This window comes from Mesorhizobium sp. L-2-11, assembly GCF_016756595.1.
GTDB lineage: Bacteria > Pseudomonadota > Alphaproteobacteria > Rhizobiales > Rhizobiaceae > Mesorhizobium.
In genome coordinates, this window is the sequence record NZ_AP023257.1 from 3,905,453 (window position 1) to 3,924,297 (window position 18,845).

Consider the following 18,845-nt stretch of genomic DNA (forward strand, 5'->3'; position numbering starts at 1 on the left):
GCTCAGCCTTCGACCGGCAGGTCGAGTTCGCCGGCCAGCGCCTGCAGCGAGTCACCGATGATAGCGACGATCTCGCCGACCTGTTCCCTGGTGACGATCATCGGCGGCGCCACCATGAAATTGTCGCCGTCGACGCCGCCCTTGACCTTTCGCCCATAGATGATCAGGCCGCGCTCATAGGCGAGGTCGAGCAGGCGCTGGGTGGCTTTCTTCGCCTGCGCGATCGGCCGCAGCGTATCGGGGTCGGCGACCATCTCGGCACCTAGCAGCAGGCCCTTGCCGCGCACGTCGGAGATAAACGGAAACCGCTTGGCCAAGCTCTTCAACTCGGCCATCAAAAGATCGCCCATGTCAGCCGCATTGGCGATCAGGTCGAGACGATCCATTTCGCCAAGCACGGCGAGCCCGGCGGCGCAGGCGAGCGGATTGCCGGCATGGTATGGCCATGCTGGAAGCCGCCGGAGGCGAGCAGCGGCTGCACCAGCCGCATGGATGCCGCCAGCGCGCCGAGCGGCGCATAGCCCGAGCCCAGCCCCTTCGACAGCGCGACGATGTCGGGCTTGCAGTCAAAATGGTCGCCGCCGAGGAATTTTCCGGTGCGACCCGCGCCGCTCATCACTTCGTCGTGGATGAGCAGGATGCCGTAGCGGTCGCATATTTCGCGGATGCGCGGATAGTAGCTGTCCGGCGCCACCAGCGCTGCGGTGGCAGCGCCGCCGACCGGCTCCATGATGAAGGCGAGCACGCTTTGCGGCCCCTCGGCGAGGATCTTCTCCTCCAGCATGTCGGCGTAGCGGACGCCGCGCTGTTCCATCGAGAGATTGTCGCGGTCGCGCCAGGCGGCCGGCGCCGGCACGGTCGGCATGACCTGCATCATCGGCGTAAAGGCTTCGGCCAGCGCATCGTCGCCGGTGACGGCGAGCGCCCCGAGCGTACCGCCATGGTAGGAGGGAAAGCGCGTGATCACCTTCCAGCGGCTGGCCTTTCCGGTGGCGACAGCCCATTGCCGCGCCAGCTTGACGCAGGATTCCGTCGCTTCCGAACCGCCCGAGACAAAGAAGATCCGGTCCAGGCCTTCGGGCAGCTTTCCGGCCAGTTCCCTTGCCAGGTCCTCGGCCGGCTCGTTCTCGAAATGCAGCCGGTAGGCGAAGGTGGCGCGATCCATCTGCCGCTTCATCGCATCGAGCACATTGCGGTTGGAATGACCGATATTGGCGACCATCGGTCCGCTCGACCCGTCGATGAAGCGGCGGCCGTCCTGCGTCCAGATGTAGATGCCTTCGGCGCGGTCGACCAGCGGCCGGCGCAGGCTGGACAGATAGAACAGATGCGACGGCAGGCGCGTCTCGGTGTCCGGGGCAGGGGTCTGCGACTTCAGCATGTCAGGACTTTCCGAGATAGCGGTCGAGTACATTCCTGGTGACGCGCTCGACCATCGCGTCCTGCCTTAGCAGGCCGGCGACCCATTCGCAGCTTCCGGCATGGAACACCTCGCCCTTGCCGCGCGGGAAATTGACGATCATGCCGTTGCCGCGCTTGACCTTGTCGAGATTGGCGTCGCTCGCCTCGCCGAACAGCGTTTCGGCGGTGAAGCGTCCGTCCTCGTCGCCGAGGAACTGGTCTTCGAACGCGATGTCGGCGCTCTCCTCGACTTGCGAAGCCATGCCGACCGCAAGAATTTCCAGCCCACCCGGCGCGCCGCTGTCGGGCGTAGGGTAGGGCAGGCCGCCACGGATCTCGTGGTCGAGCCCGTCGACCTCATAGCCATAGACATGGCTCTCGGCGCCGAGCAGGTCGCCGTAATAGATGCCGGTGCCGGCAAACGCCCAATGCTCGGGCCGGTAGACCGGAAAGCCGCGCACGCCGCGCGGCGCGCAACCGCCCCAGCCGGCGTAGATGCCCCTGGTCGCATTGAGCCCGAAGGTCATGGCACCCGGCCGGCCGATTTCCGGTGCTTCCCAGGAATTGGTGGCGCGGGTCTTGTCGCCGCCGCGATAGACCGGATCCTCGGCACGGGCGCGGTATTTGTAGCAGACCTGGCGGCGGCCCACGTCCTCCAGTCTGGTCTGCCACATGAAATTGCCGGCGAAGCGTGCCGCATGGCCGCCGCGCTCGACATAGGCGTCGACAGCGTCGCGCATCTCCCAGGTCCAGTATTCGTCATGGCCGACGAAGACGACGCAGTCATAGCCGTCGAGGATTTCGGGCGAGAAATGCAATTCGTGCTGGCTGGCAAGATCGACCCCATAGCCGGCGCGTTCGGCAAAACGAAAGAAGTGGCTGTCATAGCTTGCCCAGCCGGACGAGGCATATTTCTTCGAATGGCCGGTGGCAAAAGCCCATTCCATATGCGGATAGCGCGGCACGGTTTTGGGCGGCACGGCGACCTCGAGCGGCACGCGCGGCGGCGCCTTCGGCAGGACGACAAAGCCGCGGCACCATGGCCGCTGTGTCGACACCATTGGGGCATACTGGTCGCGGTTCGGGCCGGTGATGCCTTCGTAATGATTGGAGCCGCCCCAGCTGTTGTAGGCAAGCCAGGTGCCGGTGGCTGCAACCTGCAGCACACGACCGCGTTTCTTGCCGGGCTGCGGGCTGACGATGAAAAGATGATGGCAGCGGACCGGCTTGCCGTCGCGGCCATCCGCCGTCAGCGCGACGCGGTAGGCGCCGGACGGCCACTCGTTGCCGACGCGGAATTCAAACGAAGCGTCCCAGCCGCAGCCTAGGACCGAACATTGATCGGGTGTATCCTGCCAGCGCGCCGCGATCCCGGCCTTCTCGAACATTTTCGTCTCGGCGCCGCCGTCGCGGACGATCGCCATGCTGAAGCTGGAGGCTGTAGAGCTGACATGCAGCGTCACCGTCTCACCGCGACGGTATGAGAAACGGTCGCTGTAGCACCAGATCTCGCCGCGTTCGCCATCCATGCCCGGCCATTCCCAGTAGTGGCCGCGCACCGCTTGCCGGCGCTGGTGGGGCGTCAGTCCGAAATCGGGGAATTCGGTCGGCAACTCAGTCATGGATACCGGCATGATCGAAGATCGCCATTTCGGCCATCTGCCCGGCAAGCGTCAATCGGAAACGATCGGGCCAGCGATAGCTGACAGCCGGCCTTGGCCTTGCCTGCCAAACCGATTATCTCTCAAAGGGCGGCCTTTTCCGCCACGGGAGCCGACATGCTGAGAGTGCAAAAGGTCAGGGTGGACGACATCTACGTGCCGACCGCGCGCAGGAAGACGCTGCATCCCGAGACCGTCCGGTATCTGGCCGAGGACATTCTGGAAAACGGCATGAAGACGCCGATCCAGGTGCGCCACGACGGCAAGCGCCATATCCTGGTTGAAGGCCTGCACCGACTGGAAGCGGCGAAGTGGCTCGGCGAGACCGAGATCGATGCCTATCTGGTGCAAGCCAAGCGCCACTAGGTTTTCGCGGCCGCCCGCCTGGATCGGTTTAGCGAGATTTTTCGCGAGACCGTGTCGGGCTGCGCGTTGCCCGCTCGTCCTTGAGACGGAAACCCGGCATTCAAGCCAACTCTTGAGCAAGCAAGTGAGGAGACCATCATGACGACCAAGCTCGACATCGCCCCCAGCTCCGACCGTGAACTGGTTCTTGCCCGCATCATCGATGCGCCGCGCGAGAACGTCTATCGCTGCTGGACCGAGCCGAAGCTCGTGACGCAATGGTTCGCGCCAAAGCCGTGGACGACGCCGCGCGCCGAAATGGACGTGCGCACCGGCGGCTCCAGCCTGGTCGTCATGGCCGGACCCGACGGCAACGAATTCCCGAACCCAGGCGTCTTCCTCGAAGTCGTGCCGGGCAGGAAGATCGTTCTCACCGACGCCTACACAAAGGCCTGGGAGCCGTCCGAAAAGCCGTTCATGACGGTCGTGCTGACCTTCGAGGATGAGGGCGAGGGCAAGACCCGCTACATCGCCCGGGTTGGGCATTGGTCCGTCACTGACCGCGAAGAGCACGAGAAGATGGGCTTTCACGAGGGCTGGGGCCAGTGCGCCGACCAGCTCGAGGAAGTCGCCAGGCGGCTTTGATATCGGCGGGACGCAAGGAGACCGAGATGTCCAGATCGATGTTTTTTGCCATTTTCGCCTCGGCCGCGGCGCTCTTCGCCGCGCCGGGGGCCACCAAAGCCGAGGACGCAAAGCCGTCCATGACCAGCGAAACGAAAGCCATGCCGAAGCCGGCGAAATCCGGCCTGCTGCCGATCAATGGCCTGAATTACTATTACGCCGTCTATGGCCAGGGCGAGCCGCTGCTTCTGCTGCATGGGGGGCTCGGCACCACCGACATGTTTGCGCCGATCCTGCCAAAACTTGCCGAAAGCCGCACCGTCATCGGCGTCGACCTGCATGGTCACGGCCGCACCGCGCTAGGCGACCAGCCGTTGAGCCTTGAGGCGATGGGCGACGACATGGCGGCGATCGTCAAGGCGCTTGGCTACGAGCAGGTCGACGTCATGGGTTATTCGCTGGGCGGCGGTGTTGCCGCATGGCAGTCCAGCATCCCGAGACTGTGCGCCGGCTGGCCCTGGTCTCGACCGGCTATGCCTCGGACGGCTTCTATGCCGACATGCGTACTCAGCAGGCGCAGGTCGGCGCGGCGATGACCGACATGATGAAGGACACGCCGATGTACAAATCCTATGTGGCGGTCGCGCCGCGCCCGCAGGATTTTCCAAAACTGCTCGACCAGCTCGGCGCCCATATGCGCAAGGACTATGACTACTCCGCCGATGTGGCGAAGCTGAAGATGCCGGTCATGCTGGTGTTCGGCGACAGCGACATGTACCGGCCCGAGCACGAGGTCAAGTTCTACCAGATGCTCGGCGGCGGACTGAAGGACGCCGGCTGGATGCGCGAGAACCTGTCGCAGAACCGCCTGGCCATCCTGCCGAACCGCACCCACTACGACGTGTTTTTCGCGCCGGAACTGACGGCAGTCACGCTGCCCTTCCTCAATGGCGAGACCAAAGTCAAGACTTGGGACGAGGTCATCAGCGAAACGGAATAACCACCGGACAACTGCCTGTCCGGCCATATCCAGCGAGACGGCCGGAAAGGCTCTGAAGCCGGCTATAAGCCTTGGCAATCGCGGCACACTTCGTAGGCCAATGGCATCTCCCGCATCACAGCCATAGATGGCCCTATCAAGGCTTTTCAATTGACGCTGCTCTGCCGGCAGCTACCTTGCCGACAATCTTCACAAAGAGGGCGCAGGTAATGGCGAAATATGGGGGTGGCTGCCTGTGCGGCGCGGTACGTTACCGTACCGATGCCGCGCCGATCAACGAACGCGTCTGCCATTGCCGGCTCTGCCAGAAGGCGCTTGGCGCGGCCTTCAACGCCCGCGTGCTGTTCCGCATCGACGACGTGACCATCGACGGGCCGGTGGCAACGGTGAATTCCTCGCCCGATCTCAAGCGGGGCTTTTGCCCGGGCTGCGGCACGACGCTGTTTTCCCGGCGCGACTCCGCCGGTATCATCGGCATCACCTCCGGCTCGCTCGACGATCCTTCCATGTTCAAGCCGCAGATGCATATCTGGACCGCCTCGAAGCAGCCCTGGGTACAGCTCGACGACGGACTGCCGCAATATGAAGGCGCCCCGCCGCCCGCTTAACCTTCTCCCCTTGTGTGGCTCGAAGGGCGGGCAAGGCCCCTGACTCGCCCCGGGCGGTGGATTAGCGCGCAGCGCCAAGACGGTTGAGGTGTGCTGGCCGGAGCGCGGTTGGCGCCAAGCTGGAGCACCCATCATCCGGCCGCTTCGCGGCCACCTTCTCCCAGAAGGGAGAAGGCAAAGGCGTGCTCAAATTTTTTTCGTCCGGGACACGAGATAGTCGGCAAAGCGTCATTGGCGAGCCATCATTGCCGCCTATCTATTAGCTGCGGGTCGGCAGTCGAAGGAGGCGACGGATGGACGACAGAATTAACACCCTGGATGAGCTTTTGAGCGATCCGATGGTCAAGCTGGTGATGGAGCGTGACCGCGTGCAGCCGGCCGAGCTTCGCTCGCTGCTTGAAGAAAAGGTTCGCCGGGATGATGATGCGCCGGTCAATCCTGTCACCGATCGCCCAAACTCCGATCGCCTTGGCACCGACCGCTCGGTCCCGCCCGCTCATATGGTAGCCGAGAGCTGCCACAAGCTGTGGTTGTGCGGCTAGGCAGCGGGCTGCAGGCGTCGGCGATCCTTCGCGCCCTCTCGGTCCTGCGGCGTTTCCAGGCTCTCACCGCTGCGGTGATAGAGCGAGTGTCTTGCCCAGCCCATCTGCCCTAACAATTTGATTCAAACTTTGTTGGTAATTTCTCGTTAGTAATCCGGACTGGTTTGTCCGGCGGCGTTGTCTTGCCCTCGGTCTGTTGTGTTCTGCGTACAGGTCCAGATGCGGTTATCAGGCGTCGTCATCTTCTCGATCGCGTCACTTTGCCTTGCCGGCTGCACATCCACGTCCGGCGTCGACGCGCTGCAAGTGCCGTCCAGTGAGACGACCAGCTCGGTTGTGCGGCCGCCGGCGCCGGTGGCGTCGGTCGGCGCTGTCGATGCCGAACCCGACTTCGCGCAGGAGGAGGCGACCGAGCAGACTGTGGCGATGGCCACTCTGGAGCCTGCCGAAAGCATCGAGCCACCGGTCGAGCCGATTGCTCTGGTGGCGCCGAAGCGGCTGGCACGGGCAGCGCCGATGCTTGCCGAGCCGGTCCAGCGTTATCGTTTCCGTGACGCCAAGCCGATCAATTTCGGCAGGGCATCGCCCAGACACCTCGCCGTTCACGGCGTTGACGTCTCGCGCTGGCAGGGCAACGTGAACTGGGGCAAGCTACGCGCGCAGGGCGCGAACTTCGCCTACATCAAGGCGACCGACGGCGGCGATCACCTCGACCCGATGTTCAGGAAGAACTGGCGCAATGCCGACTCCGCCGGCCTCAAGCGCGGCGCCTATCACTTCTTCTACTGGTGCCGCACCGCCGGTGAGCAGGCCGACTGGTTCATCCGCAACGTGCCGAGGGTCGAGGGCGCCTTGCCGCCGGTGATCGATGTCGAGTGGAACGGCGAATCCAGCTGCAAGCGGCGCCCGTCGCGGCAAAAGGTGCTGGAGAAGATGCAGGTCTTCATGGACAAGCTCGAGCGCCATTACGGCCAGCGGCCCATCATCTACACCGCGCCTGATTTCTACCGCGACAATCTCAGAGGCGCATTTCTGGACTATCCTTTCTGGCTGCGCGCGGTGGCACAGCACCCTTCAAAGGTCTATCCCGGCCGCAAATGGGTGTTCTGGCAGTATTCCGGCTCCGGCCTGTCGCACGGGGTGAGGGGCCGCATCGACCTCAACGTCTTCCACGGCGACGAGAGAGCCTGGCGGAATTGGGTTGGCGGACGGCAGATGGTGGCCGAGGCGGAGTAGGCGGCCGAAGAAAGCCGCCATTTGCAGGCCAGCATGAGGTGAATATCGACGGACCTGACCGCCAGTCGCGGAAGTGTCATCGATCCGTCATCGCTTTGAAATGTGGTTCCCTCAAATCAGGTGGCTTCCATTCGAACAGGAGACGCCACCCGTGCCCCGCCATTCCGCGCTTTTCGTCCTGACGGCAGCGCTTGCCGCCTCGGTTTCGCTGCCGGCCCATGCCGACATGATGTTCAACCGGGTCGCGAGCTTCGCAGTCGCCGGTAACCTGCCGGCGGACGTCGAGAAGACCACGCCGACTTCGTCCGAGATCATCACGGCGAGCGAAGACGGCATGACGCTGGTTTATTCCGATAGCCCGCTCGGTGCGGTCGGCTTCATCGACATCGCCGATCCCAAGGCGCCCAAGGCCGGCGGCATCGTCAAGATATCAGGCGAGCCGACCTCGGTCGTGGTCATCGGCGGCAAGGTGCTGGCTGGCGTCAACACGTCTGAGAGCAAGGCCAAGCCTTCCGGCAACCTCACAATCATCGACCTCGCCTCCAAGGCGATCGAAAGCACCTGCGACCTCGGCGGCCAGCCGGACTCGCTGGCGTTAAGCAAGGACGGCAAGTTTCTGGCCATCGCCATCGAGAACGAGCGCGACGAGGATCTGAACGACGGAGAAATTCCGCAGATGCCGGCCGGCGACCTCAAAATTTTCACGCTTGCCGAAGGCCAGCCGGATTGCGCGACGATGAAGACCGTCGACCTGGCGGGCATTGCCGAAGTCGCGGGCCAAGATCCGGAGCCCGAATTCGTCGCTTTCAATGGGGCCGGCGAGATAGCGGTCACGCTGCAGGAAAACAACCACGTCGCCATCGTCAACGCCGAAACCGGCGCGATCGTCACCCACTTCTCCGCGGGCTCGGCCACGCTGGACAAGATCGACACCAAGAAAAACGGCGCCTTGTCGTTCGATGGCAAGATGGAAAACGTCGCGCGCGAACCCGACGCCGTGAAATGGCTCGACAATGACCGTCTCGTCGTCGCCAACGAAGGCGACTACAAGGGCGGCACGCGCGGTTTCACGATCTTCAGCAAGAAGGGCGAGGTCCTCTACGATTCCGGTTCGTCCTTCGAGCACCAGGTCGCCAATGCCGGCCATTATCCCGACGATCGCAACAAGAAGGGCATCGAGCCGGAAGGTCTCGAGACCGGCACGTTCGGCGAGGACAGGCTGCTGTTCGTCGCTTCGGAGCGTGGCTCCGTCGTCGGCGTCTACAAGGACGCCGGTGCCGAGCCTCAGTTCGTCCAGATCCTGCCGTCCGGCATCGGTCCGGAGGGCCTGGTCGCGATCCCGTCGCGCAATCTCCTGGTCACCGCCAACGAGGCCGACCTGGTCGAGGACGGGCTCGCCGGCTCGCACGTGATGATCTACGAGCGCTCCGAGGGGCCCGCCACTTATCCGATGATCACGGCAAAGCCCACGGCAGACGGCACGCCACTCGGCTGGGGCGCGCTTTCGGCGCTCGCGGCCGGCGATGCTGCCGGCAAGCTGTTCGCTGCCTCGGACTCGTTCTACGCCAACGCGCCCTCGATCTTCGAGATCGATGCCACGCAGACGCCGGCGCTGATCACCGGCAAGACCATCGTCACGCGTGATGGCCACCCTGCACAGAAGCTCGACATCGAGGGTCTTGTCGCCGACGGTGAAGGCGGCTTCTGGCTGGCCAATGAAGGTGATCCGGCAAAGCTCGTCCCGCACGCCATCCTGCGCGTCGACGATAAGGGCGAGATCAAACAGGAAATCGGCTTCCCGATGGAACTGCTCGCCCACCAGAGCCGCTTCGGTCTCGAAGGCATCACCACCATCGGCGAGGGCGACGACCTGACGCTGGTGATGGCTGTGCAGCGCGAATGGGCGGACGATCCGAAAAACCAGGTCAAGCTTTTGGCCTACAACCCCAAGGCCAAGGAATGGTCGGCGGTGCGCTACCCGCTCGAAGCGACCGAAGCTGGCTGGATGGGCCTGTCGGAGGTCACCGCGCATGACGGCAAGCTCTACATCGTCGAACGCGACAACCAGATCGGCGACCTGGCCAAGGTGAAGCGCGTCTATTCGGTGGCGCTCGATGCATTCAAACCGGCCAAGCTCGGCGGCGACCTGCCGTTGGTCGAAAAGACGCTGGCGCGCGACATCGTCGGCGACCTGAAATCAGCCACCAACGGCTATGTCATCGACAAGGTCGAAGGGTTCACCATCGACAAGAACGGCGATATCTTCGTCGCCAACGACAATGACGGCGTCGACGATTCTTCCGGCGAAACGCTGTTTTTACGCCTGGGCAACATCAGCGCCGTGAACTGAGGGTGTTATATGCCCCCTCATCCGCCCCGCGGAGCCTGTCCTCGGGCTTGCCGGAGGCAAGACCCGTGGGCGGCCACCTTCTTCCCGCCGGGGAGCCCAGCATCAACGCTGGCGAGCTCCACTCCCCTTCAGAGCTGTGCATAAACCCGGCTAGAGTAGATTGAAGCGGAGGCTTGGCACCCCGCCCGAGACCGCCCTCACGGATCGGGGAAGTGCGGCGCGGCTGCTCGTTGCTGACGTTCGGAAGGTCGCCATAGGTGGGAGGCGGCCGTGCCGCGAGGTAGTTGCTGCCTGCGCGAGCCGGGACCTAGACAGCCATCAAGGCTTCCAGATGTCATTCTACTATCTGTGCGGTTTCGACATCGATTTCGTCGTGAATTTTCTCATCATGACGGAAACTCATCCAGCTCATCGGAATGGAGGCGAGATAAAGGACAGTCAGAACAACCAGGATCTCGCTGGGGTAGAGCACGACGGCCGCAACGAGCCCTGCGACTGCCAAGAACAACGCAATCATCATCCTCTTGGGGACTTGGCAAGCCCACGTCTTCCCGGAAAAAGTCGGGATCGTCGAAACCATCAAGAAAGCGATCAGAGCTGTATGCAGCCCCGCAATCTGAACAGTTACAGGTGTCGGCGGAGCCAGCGATATTGGCAACAAGACCGTTAGGGCAGCGGCCGGTGTCGGCATCCCAGTGAAATACGCTTTCTGCCATGCCGCTGCTGCCGAATTTGACTGCGCATTGAAGCGCGCCAGGCGCGCGGCCGAAGCAAGAGCGAATGCCATCAGGCACAGGCTGAACGGGCCGGTCATCGATGCCTCGCCCCAAAAGAAAAGCAGGACGATCGGCGCTACGCCGAAGCTAAGAAAATCCGCAAGACTGTCAAATTCGGCTCCGAACTGTGACGACGCATGCAACCGTCTCGCCAGACGGCCATCAAGACCGTCGAGCACTGCTGCCACGACGATTGCCAACAGTGCGAATTCGAACTCGTTTTCGATCGAGAAGCGAACGGAAGCCAAGCCCGAGCAAAGCGCCAGCGCTGTTATGGCATTGGGTATCTGCTGGACAAGTCGACAATGTGGCTTGTGGCCATCTATCGTGCTCTTGATGTCGTTCAATGCCGCGTCAGCCGACTTGCGTTCATTCGCCATTGTCGCTCTTCCTTGTTCTCTGCCATCCCTCGCTATTGGCTCGAGATTGTTTCCGGACCTGCGACGCAGCCAATGCCGCCCTCGCAAATGTTCGGAAGCGAGTTCGTCAGCGTAATCAGGCGGTCAGGCCGCTTGCGACCTTCTTGAATCGTCGGATCGACGGAGTGCCAAGCGGGACGGTTGGAGAACAATCCGAGGATATCGTCTGTTACGAACTGAGGCTGCGACGTAAGGCCGTGAAGGAGGGAGCTTTCGTATCGAGCCGATATTTCGGATGGTCGGTACCCCATCAACTCCAACAGCGTTGGCGCTATCGCAAAATGACTGGCCATGTTCGGATATTGCTTGGCGACTTTCTCAAAGCGGGCCCGAAGCGCCTCATCTCCGGTTGAAACCAGCATTGGAACTATGGCTTCGTTCTGGTCTACATTCGTATATGAACTGCAGTGCGTGAGACGGCCGACGCTGAAATTTTGTCCATGGTCCGACGTGTAAATCATCGTTGCGTCCCCCCAGTCGGCCCCATCGATCAAACGAGACAAAGTGCGGTCTGTCGACCAGCGCACAGCCTTTGCATAGGATTGAAGCGTCTCTGAGGTGCCGGCGTCGGATGCGAACTCCGCAGGCGACCCGTCACTGTAGGGAAAATGCGCGCCATTCTTGTTCGCGTATATAAAGACAGGATCGCCGACGCTCATTTCCTTGAGCACGATATTGACGAGCTCATCGTCGAGATCATGCGTTCGAATTGCATTGTCCATCTTGTAGAATCGGTCGATCAAAATCGCTTCGGCCGGCGTCATGTAGTTTTGCAGTTTGCCATAGACGGTGACGAAACCTGCCTGGGCGTCTATGAACACGGTGCGATAACCTGCCCTCTTTGCATACTGCCAGACTGTCGGGCTCGCCTTGACTGATTGAACTAGATCTCGAGGATAGGCCATGAAGCGAAGCAATGCGTTCGATTGGAGAGAGCAATTCGAGCCGGACACAGCGGGGCCAAAATCAATCAATCGGCTTCTGCGTTCGGCCAGTTGCGGAGTGACGGGGTTACGAGGCTCAAGGCTTACGAAGTCGGACCGAATGCTTTCGTCGACCAGCAGCACGATAGCCCGCGCCTGTTTTCGTTCCGGCGTCATGGATACGATTTCCCGCTCCGGGAACGTTCCGCTGTTCACCTTGTAAGCTGCGATCGCTGCCAGGGACAGCGGCGAGAACTGCTTCGGCAACGCGTCTGAACCTTTGCCCTCTCGATAAATAACCACGCCCGCAATGAGGACGATCGGCAACATGGGCACTAGCGGTGACCAGTATCTGTTCTTGCGTGTCGCCAGTTGCGGAAGGGAGGGGGGCATGGCGATTGCGATAACACCCAATATCGCGACAGCGACCGACCACCAAATCGCATCGGAATAAAATTCGGACGCCCTGTGAGCCTCGTGGCGGACCGTCCAGAAAGTGAGTACGTCGAAGATGAAGAACTCGGACCCCTGGACAAGGTAATAGCCATAGGCTGCGGCGCTTGATATCGCGAGGGGGACAGCCCACAAGAGCCGAATGATCCAGTTGGGATGAAAGGCAGCGGCCAACACTGCCAACACAGAGATGACCCAGATGATGCTGAAGATCATCAAGGTCAGCTGGCGCTGATCGTCAATGAGCAACCGGATGCGGTCGATAAAGCCATGATTGGTGAGGAGGATCACTGCGAGCAGCAACGCGCATTTCAGGGCAAGAAGTGACCTCCCTGCTCGCATTGACGCCTCCTTGCCTCCCGCTTCCCTGTCGCCCGGCATTGGCCGCGCATTGGGGTGTTCAGGCAGGGAGTCTACCGTCGGCTAAGTTTTCGGGAAGTTCACAATATGACAGCTAGATGACGTTGTTAGGCAGCAGAAAGGCGGTGCCTCATAGGCCATGCACTAAGCAAAGGGAGTAGAAGCAGGCCTAGCATCAGTCCGATGGGGAACAGGATTCCTGCGCAACGACCGAGTTGCGCCTTAGCCCCGGCGGCGATAGCCATAAGGTCCTCGGCCTGCAGGAGATGGTGACGGCTGCCGAGCCCGGACAAGGAATGAAGGGAGGCACTTTCATGAAGAAAGTCGTGGCATTGGCAATTGGGATCGGGTTGATCTTGACAGCTATCGCACAGGCGGGGGACATGACAGGGGCTCAACTGAAGAAGGCGTTCACCGGCACGAGCATGACCTTCACCGGGAAGAGCGGCAACGGCACCAGCGTCTACAACGCTGATGGCTCGGCCTCCATTGTGTTCAAAGGCAAACCCAGCAAAGGCAGTGGCGTGTCAAAGGGTCGAGCATCTGCACCACCTGGGACACTATCCGGGGAGGGGAGGAGGGCTGCTTTACCGTCGAGCCTCTCGGCGGCAACAAATATCGGTCCTCGAACGGGTTCACGCTCTCACTTCACTGAACCCCAAGTTTGCAACGCTGGCGATGGCGCGGTCTTGCCTTCTCCCCTTGTGGGAGAAGGTGGATCGGCGCGTAGCGCCGAGACGGAAGAGGGGTGTTGGACGGAGTGCCGGCAGTGCCAGCTGGAGCACCCTCATCCGACCTCGCTTCGCGAGGCCACCTTCTCCCACAAGGGGAGAAGGGAGAGCGCGCCGCCATTCGGCGCTTTGGCCAATCGGAACGACGACGTGCTGCGGGAGTAGAGCTGCGCCTGATCACGCTTGAAGCATTTCGGCCCGATCTTGCGACCGGGCCGGATGATGTTACGTTTTGGAGCTGCAAATTCTCCTCAACTGCACCCGCTCGTAGCCCCGCAGGTATCGCACTTCTCACACGTGCCGTTCCGCACCATGGTGAAATTATGACATTCCGAGCATTCGTTGCCGGTGTAGCCCTGCATCAGGGATTGCTGACGCCTTGTCGCGGCAAGCGCCTTGGCCTCGGCCGCTTCTTTCGCGGCATCGTCGGTGAACAGCCCAGTCGGGTCGGTTGCTTCTTCGTAGGCAATGTCCTCGACCAGTTCTCTGGCCCGCTCCTCATAGTCTCGCTTATAGGCGATGGCTTCGTCGCTGGCCGGCTTCAGCGCCAGCACGTTGGAGCCTGAGAACGCCGTCGGCGCCGAGCGGCCGGGAGCGGGAGAGGCACTTGAGCCGCCAAACCCCTTGGGGTCGGCACCCATTCCCGACACCAGCTTGACTGGCGAGACGCCGCGCGTCAGCCCCTTCGAAAACGGCGTCGCCTTGCCTTCGTTGATGCCGCGGCCGAGCGCGGTCTTGTCGAAATCCGATTGGTCGACATGGGCGAGGTCGTGGCGGGCAAGATAGGACACGGCAAGCTCGCGGAACACGTAGTCGAGGATCGACGTGGCGTTCTTGATCGCGTCGTTGCCCTGCACCATGCCGGCCGGCTCGAATTTGGTGAAGGTGAAGGCTTCGACATATTCCTCGAGCGGCACGCCATATTGCAGGCCGAGCGAGATGGCGATGGCAAAATTGTTCATCATCGCCCGGAAGGCGGCACCTTCCTTGTGCATGTCGATGAAGATCTCGCCGAGACGACCGTCATCGAATTCGCCGGTGCGCAGGTAGACCTTGTGGCCGCCGACGACCGCTTTCTGGGTATAGCCCTTGCGGCGGTTCGGCAGCTTTTCGCGGTCGCGGTAGAGGCGTTCGACGACGCGTTCGACGATCTTTTCGGTCACCTGCACGGCGCGCTGTGAAGCCGGTGCGGCGATCAGCTGCTCGACGGCATCGTCCTCGTCGTCTTCGACGTCGGCAAGCAGCGAGGCGTTGAGCGGCTGCGAGAGTTTCGAGCCGTCGCGATAGAGCGCATTGGCCTTCAGCGCCAGCTTCCACGACAGCATGTAGGCGCCCTTGGCGTCTTCCACCGTCGCGTCGTTCGGCATGTTGATGGTCTTGGAAATGGCGCCGGAGATGAAGGGCTGGGCTGCCGCCATCATCTGGATGTGGCTGTTGATCGACAGTGACCGCTTGCCGATCTTGCCGCACGGGCTGGCGCAGTCGAACACCGGCAGATGTTGGTCCTTCAGAAATGGTGCTCCCTCGAGGGTCATCGCCCCGCAGACATGGATGTTGGCGGCCTCGATGTCCTTCTTCGAGAAGCCGAGCGCCGGCAGCATCTCGAACGAGAAATCGTTGAGCTGCTCGTCGGTGAAGCCAAACGTCTCCTTCACCCAGTCGGCACCCAGCGTCCACTGGTTGAAGACGAACTTGATGTCGAAGGCCGACTTCAACGCTGCATTGAGCGCCGCGATCTTGTCGTCGGTAAAACCCTTTGCCTTAAGCGAGCCGGGGTTGATGGCAGGCGCCTGGTTGAGGTTGCCGTGGCCGACCGCATAGGCCTCGATCTCGGCGATCTGGCTTTCCGAATAGCCGAGCGTGCGCAGCGCTTCCGGCACAGCGCGGTTGATGATCTTGAAGTAGCCGCCACCGGCCAGCTTCTTGAATTTCACCAGTGCGAAGTCGGGTTCGATACCGGTGGTATCGCAATCCATGACCAGGCCGATCGTGCCGGTCGGCGCGATCACGGTCGCCTGCGCATTGCGGTAGCCATGCTCCTCTCCGAGCTCGATGGCGCGGTCCCAGGCAGCCTTGGCATGGGCGGCAAGCTCCGGCTGCTTCAGGTCGGAGGCGACCAGCGGCACCGGGTTGACGGCGAGTTTCTCGTAGCCCTCCCTGTCGCCATAGGCGGCACGGCGATGGTTGCGCATGACGCGCAGCATGTTCTGGGCATTGCGGTCGTAATCGGGGAAGGCGCCGAGCTCGGCGGCCATTTCGGCCGAGGTGGCGTAGGCCGTGCCGGTCATGATTGCGGTGAGTGCTGCGCAGATGGCGCGGCCCTCGTCGGAATCATAGGGAATGCCCGAGGTCATCAGCAGGCCGCCAATATTGGCGTAGCCGAGGCCGAGCGTGCGGTATTCGTAGGAGAGCTTGGCGATTTCCTTCGACGGGAACTGCGCCATCATGACGGAAATTTCCAGCACCATGGTCCACAGCCGAACCGTGTGCTCGTAGGCAGCGATGTCGATGGTGCCGTCGGCGTTGCGATAGGGCAGCAGGTTGATCGAGGCCAGGTTGCAGGCGGTGTCGTCGAGGAACATGTATTCCGAGCACGGGTTGGACGCCCGGATCGCACCGGCCGCGGCGCAGGTGTGCCAGTCGTTCATCGTCGTATTGAAGTGCAGGCCCGGATCGGCCGACGCCCAGGCGGCATAGCCGATCTTCTCCCACAGATCCCTGGCCTTCAGCGTCTTCAGCACCTTGCCGTCCTTGCGGGCGGTGAGGTGCCAGTCGCCGTCCTGCTCTACGGCGCGCAGAAAATCGTCCTTCAGCGACACCGAATTGTTGGAGTTCTGGCCCGAAACCGTGAGGTAGGCGTCCGAATCCCAGTCGGTGTCGTAGGTCTTGAACGACATCGAGGTGTAGCCCTGCCTGGCGAACTGGATGACGCGGTAGATGTAGTTCTCCGGCACCCCGTCCTTCTTGGCCAGCTTGATCTCACGCTTCAGGGCGGTGTTGATCGCCGGGTCGAAGCAATCGTCGTCCTGGCCTTCGCAGTTGATGCAGGCCTTCATGATCGCTTCGAGGTGCTTCTTGACGATCTTCGAGCCGGTGACCAGCGAGGCGACCTTCTGCTCCTCATTGACCTTCCAGTCGATGAATTCCTCGATATCGGGATGGTCGGCGTCGACGATGACCATCTTTGCAGCGCGCCGCGTCGTGCCGCCCGACTTGATGGCGCCCGCCGCGCGGTCGCCGATCTTGAGGAAGCTCATCAGGCCGGACGAGCGACCGCCGCCGGACAGTTTCTCGCCTTCGCCGCGCAGGAACGAGAAGTTGGAGCCGGTGCCGGAGCCGTATTTGAACAGGCGCGCTTCACGCACCCACAAATCCATGATGCCGCCTTGGTTGACGAGATCGTCCTGCACGCCCTGGATGAAGCAGGCATGCGGCTGCGGATGCTCGTAGGAAGACTTCGACTTGGTCAGCTTGCCGGTGAACGGGTCGACATAGAAATGGCCCTGGCTCGGGCCGTCGATGCCGTAGGCCCAGTGCAGGCCGGTGTTGAACCATTGCGGCGAATTCGGCGCCACGCGCTGCGTGGCCAGCATATAGGCGAGCTCGTCGCGGAAGGCGCGCGCGTCTTCCTCCGAATTGAAGTAGCCGCCCTTCCAGCCCCAATAGGTCCAGGTGCCGGCAAGACGGTCGAAGACCTGGCGGGCGTCGGTCTCGGAGCCGTAGCGCTCAGCCTCCGGCAGCTTTGCCAGCTCGGCCTCGTCGGCGACGGAGCGCCACAGGAAGGAGGGGACGTTGTTCTCCTCGACCTTCTTCAGCCGTGCCGGCACGCCGGCCTTGCGGAAATATTTCTGCGCCAGGATGTCGGCGGCAACCTGGCTGAACTGCGCCGGCACATCGATATTGTCCAAGCGGAACACCACCGAGCCATCCGGATTCTTGATCTCCGAAAGCGCCTTGCGGAATTCGATCTCCGCATAAGCGGCCCCTTCTTGACTTGCCAGTCCCTGCTTGGTGAAACGACGCTCGATGCGCATTGGTCCTATCCCTTGCTTGTCTGATATAGCGCCTTTCCCAAGGGATTTCTGCCCCCATTGCGAAACGCGCATGTCCGCCGTCTGCCGGCGTTCGAAAACGGCCGGCTCCTTTTCACGAGGCTCCGCCCGCCCTGCTGGTCGAACTCCTTGCGAAGTAGCCGTCCAACGCGCCGACGGACCCTGCGGGTCCCTCAAAACTGAAACTTTTTTTCGACTCCCTCAATCGAGGGAACTTCACACTATCTAGCGTCGAACCTACCTGCAAACACTAAATATAGTATTAACAGACAATTTATTCCAGTCCGACATTTTTCCCTTTCGTCCCCCAAAAGACCCCACAATCCCAACGCCTCCGCCGGCCTCGTAGCCAGGCGGAAATGCGGCCAAACGCACATAATCCGGGAAAAAAGACCGGGCTCGAAACTTTCCGGTCGCACTCTCAACAGGAGCGCATGGCCTATAAAAGGCGACTCGTTTTGCGCCGTCAAGGATTCGTTTGCGTAGCTTTTGTGACCCCAACATCTTGTGTGTCACATATGTGGATAACGGGGATAGAAAGTGCGCGGAGGGTTCGATTTCTACTCACCGCGCAGGCATCAAGCGCGACAACGCATGCCAAGCCGGAGCACCAAGCCGATTCCCGACTTCACGAACATCGACGGCAAATGCGCGGCTTTGGCCGGTGAGCCTATGCTTGCTCAGGAGAACTTGTGCGGGTCGGCACAAAAATAGGCGATGATCTGGCCAAGATCCGGCTCGTTGACCATGCGCACGGCCTCGGAGGGGCTGACCCATTTGCGGGTGCGCGACCGCTTTTCCTTCCACCGGTCGGCGACCTTGTCGACCCGCAGCGGAAACACCAGGACCTCGCAAGGCACCTCCTCGCCGGAAGCCAATGCCTTGGCATAGAAGTAGCGGCCGGCTTCGTGGTGGGAGACCGTGCCGCGCAGTCCGGCTTCCTCGCCGGCCTCGCGCGCCGCCGCTTCGCAAAGCAGTTCCTTGGCCTCAGGCCAGCCCTTGGGAACCACCCAGCGACCGGTATCGCGGCTGGTGATCAGCATGATCTCGATGCCATGCCCGGTATCGCGCCAGGGCAATGCTGCAACCTGCAGGCGGCACGGCGCTGCGCCGAAGAGCCGCTGGACCCTTTCGGCCAAATGGTTATGCGTTACTTGCCTCGTCAACATCGTAGAAGCTTGCCCCAGCCTCTAGAATCACTTGTCGCCTGGTGAATCTTAGGGTCAATCATAAGCAATGAAAGTAAAAAACTTCATACGAACTGGTTAACCACACCAACAGGCGTCGATAGAGGAATATCGGGCGCCGCGGCACTCTTTCAAGAAGTGCTCGCCGGCACGTCGTGGTCGCCGGCAGAAGTGTCG

12 protein-coding genes and 2 pseudogenes are annotated in these 18,845 nt (G+C 61.8%); 8 read left to right on the forward strand and 6 right to left on the reverse strand.

Annotated elements, in window-relative coordinates:
* Positions 1-2 precede the first annotated feature (2 nt).
* Positions 3-1,381: pseudogene (locus tag JG739_RS18670) on the reverse strand (aminotransferase family protein).
* Position 1,382: 1 nt separating this feature from the next.
* Entirely contained in the window at positions 1,383-3,023 is a 1,641-nt protein-coding gene (locus JG739_RS18675) for a N,N-dimethylformamidase beta subunit family domain-containing protein (protein ID WP_202367522.1), read from the reverse strand.
* A gap of 156 nt (positions 3,024-3,179) precedes the next feature.
* Here JG739_RS18675 and JG739_RS18680 point away from each other — a divergent pair, with 156 nt between their 5' ends.
* The 7 genes and pseudogenes from JG739_RS18680 (at position 3,180) to JG739_RS18710 (ending at position 9,767) form a co-directional block, all read left to right on the forward strand.
* Positions 3,180-3,428, forward strand: coding sequence for a ParB N-terminal domain-containing protein (locus tag JG739_RS18680; RefSeq protein ID WP_202362869.1), 249 nt, complete (start codon positions 3,180-3,182; stop codon positions 3,426-3,428).
* Between the two features lie 138 nt (positions 3,429-3,566).
* A complete protein-coding gene (locus tag JG739_RS18685; RefSeq protein ID WP_202362870.1) occupies positions 3,567-4,052 on the forward strand; it encodes an SRPBCC family protein in 486 nt (161 codons plus the stop codon).
* Between the two features lie 26 nt (positions 4,053-4,078).
* Positions 4,079-5,031: pseudogene (locus JG739_RS18690) on the forward strand (alpha/beta fold hydrolase).
* 209 nt (positions 5,032-5,240) lie between these two features.
* The gene (locus tag JG739_RS18695) at positions 5,241-5,639 is read left to right on the forward strand and encodes a GFA family protein (RefSeq protein ID WP_202362871.1); all 399 of its coding nucleotides are present in this window, start codon (positions 5,241-5,243) and stop codon (positions 5,637-5,639) included.
* Between the two features lie 293 nt (positions 5,640-5,932).
* On the forward strand, positions 5,933-6,181 hold the full coding sequence (locus JG739_RS18700) for a hypothetical protein (RefSeq protein WP_202362872.1): 249 nt from the start codon (positions 5,933-5,935) through the stop codon (positions 6,179-6,181).
* 219 nt (positions 6,182-6,400) lie between these two features.
* Positions 6,401-7,417, forward strand: a complete 1,017-nt coding sequence (locus JG739_RS18705) for a glycoside hydrolase family 25 protein (RefSeq protein ID WP_202362873.1) — start codon at positions 6,401-6,403, stop codon at positions 7,415-7,417.
* 151 nt (positions 7,418-7,568) lie between these two features.
* Positions 7,569-9,767, forward strand: coding sequence for an esterase-like activity of phytase family protein (locus tag JG739_RS18710; protein ID WP_202362874.1), 2,199 nt, complete (start codon positions 7,569-7,571; stop codon positions 9,765-9,767).
* 334 nt (positions 9,768-10,101) lie between these two features.
* On the opposite strand, the gene pssA is transcribed toward JG739_RS18710, so the two are convergent.
* On the reverse strand, positions 10,102-10,923 hold the full coding sequence (gene pssA / locus JG739_RS18715) for a CDP-diacylglycerol--serine O-phosphatidyltransferase (RefSeq protein WP_202362875.1): 822 nt from the start codon (positions 10,921-10,923) through the stop codon (positions 10,102-10,104).
* Between the two features lie 32 nt (positions 10,924-10,955).
* Complete coding sequence (locus JG739_RS18720; RefSeq protein ID WP_202362876.1) at positions 10,956-12,680, reverse strand: sulfatase-like hydrolase/transferase; 1,725 nt, start codon at positions 12,678-12,680, stop codon at positions 10,956-10,958.
* Between the two features lie 332 nt (positions 12,681-13,012).
* On the opposite strand from JG739_RS18720, the gene JG739_RS18725 reads away from it, so the two are divergent.
* Positions 13,013-13,594, forward strand: a complete 582-nt coding sequence (locus JG739_RS18725) for a hypothetical protein (protein ID WP_202362877.1) — start codon at positions 13,013-13,015, stop codon at positions 13,592-13,594.
* An 86-nt stretch (positions 13,595-13,680) separates the two neighbouring features.
* Here JG739_RS18725 and JG739_RS18730 read toward each other — a convergent pair whose 3' ends face one another.
* Both JG739_RS18730 and JG739_RS18735 read right to left on the reverse strand, forming a co-directional pair.
* Positions 13,681-17,463, reverse strand: coding sequence for a vitamin B12-dependent ribonucleotide reductase (locus JG739_RS18730; protein WP_202362878.1), 3,783 nt, complete (start codon positions 17,461-17,463; stop codon positions 13,681-13,683).
* Between the two features lie 698 nt (positions 17,464-18,161).
* Positions 18,162-18,650 carry an NUDIX hydrolase gene (locus tag JG739_RS18735; RefSeq protein ID WP_202362879.1) on the reverse strand — a complete coding sequence of 163 codons (489 nt, stop codon included), beginning with the start codon at positions 18,648-18,650 and terminating at the stop codon, positions 18,162-18,164.
* Positions 18,651-18,845 lie beyond the last annotated feature (195 nt).